The sequence below is a fragment of the Sphingobium cyanobacteriorum genome (assembly GCF_030580935.1).
In the GTDB taxonomy this organism is placed as follows: domain Bacteria; phylum Pseudomonadota; class Alphaproteobacteria; order Sphingomonadales; family Sphingomonadaceae; genus Sphingobium; species Sphingobium cyanobacteriorum.
In genome coordinates this window covers 1-9,069 of sequence record NZ_JAUQOM010000036.1, presented here as the reverse complement: position 1 = coordinate 9,069, position 9,069 = coordinate 1, and the positions used below count along the sequence as shown (strand labels likewise).

Below are 9,069 nucleotides of genomic sequence, written 5' to 3'. Positions count from 1 at the left end.
GGACCGTCAATGACCAGAATGATTTGCTTGCGCGCCTCTTCGGACTGCAAAAGGTTAACAAAGCATGAAAATACCGGCCTTGGCTGGGTGATAGCTGCCTCCAGAAGTGTTTGCGACACGCCCAGAAACCGGCCCCCAGGAAGGGAGAGAGCAGGCCGTTCACCGCGCCAAAGTCGAATTCAAGGGAGGGCCACCGGTTCTGGCTGGAGGCTTCCAGACCGGCGTACAGCATCTGCGTCGTGGCCCGCGTATTGGGCTCAGAGCGCCCGCCGCGGCCTACCGTAACCAGCGCGTTCGGCTCGGAGGCACCGGCTGTTAGGATGCCGCGTGGACGATGATATTTGAAGCTGCGACCGACAAGTTGACGACCGTTGGCCAGAAGCGCCGATGCCAACGTGTCACCGGCAAAGCCATGCATCGACTTACCGTCGAAGGTGAATGCTAGTGGTGCGGCACGGTCGATGAGACCGCCGGCCGGTAGACGATGGGTGCTCATCGAGGGTATTCTCCTTCGAGCGTAGCATCCCGGCTCGCCTCAATTTCATGGGTTGCAGTGTCGCGGGTGACGATCAGCCAGCGGCGGCATCCGGCTGTATGGTGCCAAAACTCGTCATGACGGCCGCGGGGATTCGTGCGCAAATAGACATACTCGAACCACGCTTCCGGACCGGCCAGCGTTTCTGGGCGTGGAAGGGCCGCCCCCTTCACCGTGAACTCTTCCTTTGGGCGGCCGCCGCAATGTGGGCAGGGAATAAGACTTGCCATTCGTTCAATCCAGATCGGCAGGGGTTAGTGCAGGTTCGGTTGTGCGCCGCTTCCGGTTTCATCAATCAGATAACCGCGCTCGAAGCGGTCGAGACGAAATGCCGATGCGGTCGCATGCGATGTCCCGCGAGCGAGCAAGTGGGCGAAGCAATAGCCGGATGCCGGCGTCGCCTTGAATCCGCCGTAGCACCAGCCCGCGTTGAGATAGAGATTTTCGATTGGCGCGCGATCGATGATGGGCGAACCGTCCATGGACATATCCATGATACCCCCCCAGGACCGAAGAATACGAACGCGCGAAAGCGAAGGGATCATCGTCTTCGCCGCCTCGGCGACATGCTCGACGGTCGCCAGATTGCCGCGCTGAGCATAGGAATTGTAACCATCAATGTCGCCGCCGAAGACCAGGCCACCCTTATCTGATTGCGATATGTAGAAATGCCCCATTCCAAACGATACGACGCAGTCGATGAAGGGTTTCAGTCCCTCTGACACGAACGCCTGCAACACATGGCTTTCGATCGGAAGCTTGAGGCCGGCCATCTCCGCAAGCCTTGACGAATTGCCGGCCGTGGCCAATGCCAGCTTGCCGCAGCCAATGAAGCCGCGGCTGGTCTCAACGCCAATGACTTTTCCGCCCTGGCGGCGTATTCCGTTGACCTCGCAGTTCTGGATGATATCGACGCCGCGGCTGTCGGCGCCGCGGGCATAGCCCCAGGCGACGGCATCGTGGCGAACCGTGCCGCCACGGCCCTGAAGGAACCCGCCCAGAATAGGAAAACGCGTGTTGTTGAAGCCCAGGTACGGTGCCATTGCCTTCACTGCATCGAGATCGAGCAACATTGCATCGACGCCATGGAGGTGCATGGCGTTTCCCTTCCGAATGAAGGCGTCGCGCTGGCCGTCCGTATGAAAGAGATTGAGCACGCCGCGTTGGGAAACCATGGCGTTGAAATTGAGTTCCCGCTCCAGCCCTTCCCAGAGTTTCAACGAGAATTCGTAGAAAGGATTATTTCCCGGAAGCAGATAGTTCGAGCGGATGATGGTCGTGTTGCGTCCGACATTGCCGGACCCAATGTAGCTCTTTTCCAATACAGCTATGTTCGAGAGCCCGAATTCCTTTGCGAGATAGTAGGCCGTCGCAAGTCCGTGACCACCGCCTCCGACAATGATGACATCATAATGCGGCTTCGGTTCGGGGCTGCGCCAGGCTGGCTTCCACCATCTGTTACCGAAGAGGCCGTTCGCAAAAATGGAGAGGGCGGAGTAGCGCATAGAAGGGTCCCGAATATGCTGCGGGGAAATGCAGCGCATCGCATTATGCTGCGATGCGCTGCTGGACATTCGATCAAGCCGGGTTCGAACCCGCCCAGCCCGAGATCGCCTTGGCTTCGAGGAATTCTTCAATCCCCCAAATGCCGCCTTCGCGAGCCCGGCCGGATGCCTTCACACCGCCGAACGGCGAACCCGCGCCGCGAGGATTGCCATTCATTTCGATCATCCCGGCGCGGAGCTGCGAGGCGACGCGGTTACGCCTTTCGCCGTCGGTGGATTGGACGTAGTTCGACAAGCCATAAGGCGTATCATTAGCGATCCGGACAGCCTCTTCTTCGGTGTCGAAAGGGATGATCGTCAGGACCGGTCCGAAGATTTCTTCCCGTGCGATTGCCATATCATTGTTGGCGTCGGCAAAGATCGTCGGACGGACGAAGTAGCCCTGTTCATGCCCTTCCGGACGACCGAGACCACCAGCGATGAGACGCGCCCCTTCGTCGATTCCCTTCTGGATCATTTCCTGGACCTTCTGGAACTGCGCCTCCGAGGCAAGCGGTCCGATATGGTTGCCGGGCTTGTGGCTGGAATCGACCACGAGGCTTTCCGCAACCGCCTTCGCCTCATCAACGACGCGATCGTAGATGGACCGTTCGACCAGCATACGCGTTGGCGCATTGCAGCTCTGCCCGGTATTGTTGAAGCAATGGAGGACACCGCGCTTCACCGCTTCCGCATCCGCGTCGGCAAACACCAAGTTGGCACCTTTTCCACCAAGCTCGAGGACGACCCGTTTCAGAGTTTCTGCTGCGGTCTTGGAAATCGCGACGCCGGCGCGCGTGGAGCCCGTGAAGCTGATCATTTCCACATCGGGATGCGAGGACAGACGCGTGCCTACGCCAGCACCATCGCCGTTGACGAGATTGAAGACCCCCTTGGGGAAACCAGCCTCGTCGATGTATTCCGCGAACAGCATCGAGGAAAGCGGCGCGATCTCGGAGGGCTTGTGGACCATGGTGCAGCCCGCCAGCAGCGCGGGGATGACCTTGAGGGTCACCTGATTCATCGGCCAGTTCCAAGGAGTGATGAGGCCGACAACGCCGATCGGGTCCATGAGGATGCGGTCGTTGGGAGCATGCGGACCGAGCGGCCGGATGAACTCGAAGTCCTTGAATGCGGTGATGAAGTTCGAGATGTGCCAGGTGCCGGCGCCGACTTGCTTTTCCAGCGCCATGTCGATAGGCGCGCCCATCTCCAGGCTGATTGCCTGGGCCATTTCCGGCGCGCGACGCTTGTAGATTTCGAGCAAGCGCTCGACCAGCTTGAGACGTTCGGCGGGGGCAGTCTTCGACCAGCTCTCGAACGCACGCTTGGCGACCGCGACGGCCCGGTCGGCGTCGGCGGGGCTACCGATGCTGATAACTGCGCAGGCCTCTTCGGTCGACGGATCGATAACGGCGAGTTCGCGGGCTTCCAGCGGTGCCACCCATTCGCCATCGATGTAAAACAATTTCTTTTCCAGCATTGTTGTCTCCAATTTTTCGAAAGGAAGGTTGTTGCCCGCCGCAAAAAGCGGGCATCGATGGCGTTAGATGATGAGGTCGATGAGGAACGGCGCCTTCTGCTTGAAGCTCTGCTGCATCAGGTCGGCGCACTCTTCCATCGTTGTCGCGCGTGCCGCCTCGACACCCATGCCGTTTGCCAGCTTGATCCAGTCGAGGTCGGGGTTCGAGAGGTCAAGCATCCCCATTGCCGTCGGGCCGGGAACGGCGCCGACGTTTTTATACTCACCGATCAGGATGTTGTACTTCCGATTGTTGAGCAGGATCGTCGTGCAGGGCAGCTTTTCGCGGGCCTGGGTCCAGAGCGACTGAAGCGAATACATCGCGGAGCCATCCGCCTGCAGGCTAATGACGCGCCGATCACCACCACCAGCGACCGCGGCGCCGGTGGAAACCGGAAGGCCGTCACCGATCGCGCCGCCGCCAAGATTCAGCCAGTCGTGCGCTGGGGCATTGTGTGTGAGCTTGTAGAAGTCGCGGCCGTACGAGATGCTCTCGTTGGATACGATCGAGTTTTCGGGCATCAGCGCCGCGAGGGTGACGGCCAGGTTCTCCTGTGTCGTAGCCCCGCGCGCAGGCTCTGGACGCGGACCTGCATCCGGGATCGCCACTTCCGGAGCACCAAGCTCGTCGACGAGCGCCTGCAGGGCTGCTACCGAATCCTGGTCGAAACGGGACAGGACATGGATTTGGGCATTCGAAGGATACTGCGTCGATGGCTTGCCCGGATAAGCGAAGAAACCGACCGGCGCTTTCGCGTTGACGAGGACGATATGCTTGTACTGGCTCAGTGCCTGTATCGCGGCGTCCGTCCCGTAGGGCACACGTTCGAGTGCAAGACGGCCACGGCCGCGCTGCATGTGACCATTGGTGTAGGTAGCGAGCAGGTGCGCGCCAGTCGCTTCGGCAACACGCCATGCAAGAAGCTGAGAGGGAGCAAGCGTTGCCTGATCCGCGAGGAGGATCAAGACATTGCGGTTCGAGCGAAGGACTCGTGCCACGTTTTCGACCGCATGAGGGTCAATCGGCGGAGCGGCGGGAACGGGCAGCGGATCAGCGACAAGGCCGCCAGGGTTCCACGACGCGTCGGCGGGCAGAATGAGCGTCGAGATCTGGCCGGAAACAGCACGAGCGTTCTGGACTGCGACAGCCGCATCGCGACCGACCTCGGCAACGTCGGTGCTGGTGCGAACCCAATGCGACACGGTCCGCGCCATCCCTTCTGTATCGGCGGTTAGCGGCGCATCAAAGGGGCGATGATAGGTCGCCTGATCGCCAACGATGTTCACGATGCCGGCGCGAGCACGCCGCGCATTGTGGAGATTGCCCATGCCGTTTGCGAGGCCAGGGCCACAATGGAGCAGTGTGCAAGCTGGCTTGCGCGCAATCCGGTAATAACCGTCAGCCATGCCAGTGACAATGTTCTCCTGAAGGCCGAGAACACAATGCATGCCTGGGATGCGATCGAGCGCTCCGACGAAGTGCATCTCGCTGGTGCCAGGATTGGCGAAGCATGTGTCGACGCCGGAATTCAGGAGGGAATGAACCAGGCTTTCAGCGCCGTTCATCTGATTGGTGGCTGCTTGAGAGGACATATTTCTGCACCTGTTAGTTACGACAAAGGGTTGTAGTGGTAGTAGGGAAATCGTTGCGGGGAGAACGGCGCGATCGGGACGCTCGGCTCTCGGCCGGCGACAAGATCCGCGACGATCTCCGCGGTTCTGGGCGCCGCCGTCATGCCGACATGACCGTGACCAAACGCATGAATCACATGGCGAGAAAAGCGAGAGCGGCCGATCACCGGCAGGCCATCGGCAATCGAAGGCCGATGCCCCATCCATCGATCAACAATCATGTCGTCGCGGTTTCCCAGCCCTGGAAACGCATTTACCGCGTGTTGGACAAGGAGTTCCGCGCGACGCCAATCAGGCGCAGCCTTGACACCCGCGATCTCCACCTGCCCGGCTATCCTGACACCTGCGGGTGTCATGTTGATTGCCATTTTACCGTCGGCGGGCATTACCGCCTGACAAGGCTGGATCTTCGGATTCTTGATAACAGCGTGGTAGCCGCGCTCGCTCTTTAATGGAATCTGGTCACCAACTTCCAACGCAAAAGTCTTCGAATGGACACCCGCTGCGACGACAGCGTAATCGCAGGGAATTGATCCTTCAGGCGTGCGAACAGCGGCAAGACCAGCCGGCGTGAAATCGAAACCGAGGGCGCGTGCCCTCAGTTGTTCTGCACCTGACCGCTTCGCCGTCGCCACTATCTGAGCAACAAACGCGCCGGGATCGACACACTGCGCCCCATCTTCCACGAGCACCCCGAAGCGATATCGCTCGGAGAGCTGGGGTTCGCAAGCGCGTAACGCGTCATCGTCCAAAGCGATCCAGCGAATCCCATGCTCGCGCCGAAGCCGCCAGAAACTCGCCTCCGCTTCAAAGGCGGCGCGATCGGAAAAGGTATGGAGAAGGCCGTTTCTTTTGATTAAGTCAACTCGCCCAACCTTCACTGCAAGCATCTCGTATTGCGCGGGCGCGCCAGCAAGTAGCCCAGCAAGAGCTTCTGCGATCATCGCCATACGCTTTCTGGTCGATCCGGCGGCAAGGAAACCAGCCAGGAAGAACAAATGGCTCGGCAGCGCCTTCCAGCGCACGACCAACGGACCGGAAGGATCGGCAAGAAGGGCCGGAAGCTTTCTCCAAAGTCCCGGAGTCGCGACGGGAATGATCGAGCCCGGACTGATCCAGGTACCGTTCCCATAACTCGCCGCCTGCGGGCCGCCAGGCTCCTCGGGTTCGACGAGCGTCACCTTGCATCCGTCTTCCGCCAAGGCGAGTGCAGTGCATGCGCCAATGATGCCGGCGCCGATCACCACGACCTGATGAGCCATAGCCTACGCTCCTCTCCGCACGGCACTGACACCATATAGTGCTAACGCATTTATTTACCGTCCCGAAGGTAAATAACAGGAAGTATGTTGTCAATTGGTATTGATCGATAATTCAGTGCCTTGACCGGCAAATACCAAGACGAGGAGAAGCAGCAAGAGGACAATAGCTGCCTCCGGGGAAACCCGACTTTCGAGGGTTGTCAACGCAAATCGCCGAGCTTGCCTCGCGGCGAGCCCGGCAAATCAGCCAGCCTGAGGGGGAGAGTTATCCCAGACGACGCAGGAAGTGACGGGTCGCCTCTTCCCTTGGCTGGGCAAAGAGTTCCTTGGACGGAGCCTGCTCGACAACGACACCCTGATCCATGAAGATCGTGCGGTCGGCGACGTCCCGCGCGAAGTTCATTTCATGGGTGACGATGACCATCGTCCGATGCTCTTGGGCCAGCGAGCGGATGACATCAAGCACTTCACCGACAAGCTCTGGATCGAGCGCGGAGGTGGGCTCATCGAATAAGATGACTTCCGGCTCCATCGCAAGCGCACGCGCGATGGCCGCACGCTGCTGTTGTCCGCCCGACATCTGGGAAGGATACGCCGCTGCTCTCGCGGCAAGCCCTACCCTCTCCAGAAGAGCCATCCCTCGCGCTTCAGCTTCTTTTTTCGCCATGCCTTTGACGATGACCAGCCCCTCGATCACATTCTCAAGAGCGGTTCGGTGTGGGAAGAGGTTGAAGTTCTGGAATACGAAGCCGGCACGAAGGCGAAGGGCGCGAAGCTCGCCCTGTTGCCGGCTTAGCGGCACAGTGCAGTTGATCGTATGCTCACCGAGGCGGATGGTGCCGACCTGTGCTTCTTCCAGTCCATTCAGACACCGCAGCATGGTGGTTTTGCCTGAACCGGACCGCCCGATTACCGCGACGACCTCGCCGCGAGCGATCTCCAGGTCGATCCCCTTCAGAACTTGCAACGTGCCATAAGACTTATGAAGGCCGCGAACTTCGATCATGGATTTGTTGGTCATCGCGTTACGCCTTTCGTTGAATGTGGCGCGTCGCGCGGCGTTCGAGATCCCACTGCAACGACGAAAGTACCGTGGAGATCACCCAATAGATGCCGGCAGCCGCGAGATACATTGCGAAAATCTGGAAGGTTCGCGCCGTGATGAGCTGGGCCTCGCGGAAAAGATCGGGAACCTGGATCGTCGCGGCAAGCGAGGTGTCCTTCACCAAAGCGATGAAGCTATTGGAAAGGGGCGGAATGGCTATACGGCTCGCTTGGGGAAGGATCACGCGACGCATCGTCTGCGTCCACGTCATCCCGATGGTCGAAGCTGCCTCCCACTGGCCGCGGTCCACGGCGGAGATTGCCGAACGGAGGATTTCCGCATTGTAGCCCGCCACGCTAAGTGTAAAGCCGATCAATGCGGACGGCACGGGACCGAGCGTAATCCCGAATTCCGGTAGGCCGTAGTAGATGATGAACAGCTGCACCAGCAACGGAGTGCCGCGGATGAACGACACGTAGATGCGCGCCGGTATACTGAGAATCCGCTTTGGCGACAAACGCGCCAAAGCGATCAGAAAACCCAAAACGAGGCCGAATGCCATCGAGGCAACGCTCAGGCCGATGGTGTAGACCACACCCCGCAGAAGATACGGGGCGGACTGTACGATGAGATCGATACTAGATTGCATTCGTAGACATCCTCGAAGATTGGAGAGCCCGCAGGGCGTGCTGGGTTACTTCGTGATGTCGATGCCGAACCACTTTTCAGAGATTGACTTCATGGTGCCGTCGGCCTGCATGTCGGCGATTGCCTTGTCGATAGCTGCCTTGAACTCAGGATCCTTGCGAAGCGCTACGCCCTGTTCCTGCTTGGCGAACGACTCGCCGCCCGGAACGAAGATACCGCCGGTCTTCTTCATATAGTCGGCAGCGACCACACGGTCGTTGAGCACGGCATCGACACGGCCCGACTTCAGGTCGTTGTACTTCGTCGGCTCGTCGTCATAGGTGCGGATATCGGCGCCGGGGACATTTTCCTTGAGATACTGTTCGAAGTTGGTGCCGAGACCGACGCCGACAGCATGACCAGCGAGCTTGTCGGGCGAAGTCAGGGTGTCCTTGAGTTCCGGACGGGTGATGATCTGGATACCGGAGATCGTGTAGGGCGTCGAGAAATCATAGGACTTCTGGCGCTCCTCGGTGATCGTCACCTGATTGATGACCACGTCGATACGACCGGAACCGAGTGCGGCGAGGATACCGTCCCACTTCGTCGGCGAGAAGTTCGCCTTCAGGCCGAGGCGTTCGCAAAGCGCGTTGGCGAAATCGACGTCGAAGCCGACGAGTTTGCCGGACTCGTCCTGATAGTTAAAGGGGGATAGGTCCCCTCGAGGCCGACGACCAGCTCACCTTTTTTCGCGATTGCTTCCGGCACACCCTTGGCCGGGGCGTGTCGCAAACACTTCTGGAGGCAGCTATCACCCAGCCAAGGCCGGTATTTTCATGCTTTGTTAACCTTTTGCAGTCCGAAGAGGCGCGCAAGCAAATCATTCTGGTCATTGACGGTCC

The 9,069-nt window shown here is 59.6% G+C and carries 7 protein-coding genes and 2 pseudogenes; all 9 read right to left on the bottom strand.

Annotated features, from left to right (window positions below):
* Positions 1 to 121: 121 nt before the first annotated feature.
* Positions 122 to 496: pseudogene (locus Q4610_RS21075) on the bottom strand (2Fe-2S iron-sulfur cluster-binding protein); the annotation flags it as partial.
* Positions 493 to 765: a sarcosine oxidase subunit delta gene (locus Q4610_RS21070; RefSeq protein WP_234189824.1), complete on the bottom strand. Its 273-nt coding sequence runs from the start codon at positions 763 to 765 to the stop codon at positions 493 to 495. The gene Q4610_RS21070 and the pseudogene Q4610_RS21075, both read right to left, overlap by 4 nt.
* A 24-nt stretch (positions 766 to 789) precedes the next feature.
* The gene (locus tag Q4610_RS21065) at positions 790 to 2,040 is read right to left on the bottom strand and encodes a sarcosine oxidase subunit beta family protein (protein ID WP_234189823.1); all 1,251 of its coding nucleotides are present in this window, start codon (positions 2,038 to 2,040) and stop codon (positions 790 to 792) included.
* 73 nt (positions 2,041 to 2,113) lie between these two features.
* Complete coding sequence (locus Q4610_RS21060) at positions 2,114 to 3,562, bottom strand: aldehyde dehydrogenase family protein (RefSeq protein WP_234189822.1); 1,449 nt, start codon at positions 3,560 to 3,562, stop codon at positions 2,114 to 2,116.
* Between the two features lie 63 nt (positions 3,563 to 3,625).
* Positions 3,626 to 5,167, bottom strand: coding sequence for an acetolactate synthase large subunit (locus Q4610_RS21055; RefSeq protein WP_304537781.1), 1,542 nt, complete (start codon positions 5,165 to 5,167; stop codon positions 3,626 to 3,628).
* 44 nt (positions 5,168 to 5,211) lie between these two features.
* Positions 5,212 to 6,495 carry an NAD(P)/FAD-dependent oxidoreductase gene (locus Q4610_RS21050; RefSeq protein ID WP_234189820.1) on the bottom strand — a complete coding sequence of 428 codons (1,284 nt, stop codon included), beginning with the start codon at positions 6,493 to 6,495 and terminating at the stop codon, positions 5,212 to 5,214.
* A 265-nt stretch (positions 6,496 to 6,760) separates the two neighbouring features.
* Positions 6,761 to 7,516, bottom strand: a complete 756-nt coding sequence (locus Q4610_RS21045; protein ID WP_304537780.1) for an amino acid ABC transporter ATP-binding protein — start codon at positions 7,514 to 7,516, stop codon at positions 6,761 to 6,763.
* 4 nt (positions 7,517 to 7,520) lie between these two features.
* On the bottom strand, positions 7,521 to 8,189 hold the full coding sequence (gene tcyL / locus Q4610_RS21040; protein WP_234189819.1) for a cystine ABC transporter permease: 669 nt from the start codon (positions 8,187 to 8,189) through the stop codon (positions 7,521 to 7,523).
* 45 nt (positions 8,190 to 8,234) lie between these two features.
* Positions 8,235 to 8,876: pseudogene (tcyJ, locus tag Q4610_RS21035) on the bottom strand (cystine ABC transporter substrate-binding protein); the annotation flags it as partial.
* Positions 8,877 to 9,069: the final 193 nt, after the last annotated feature.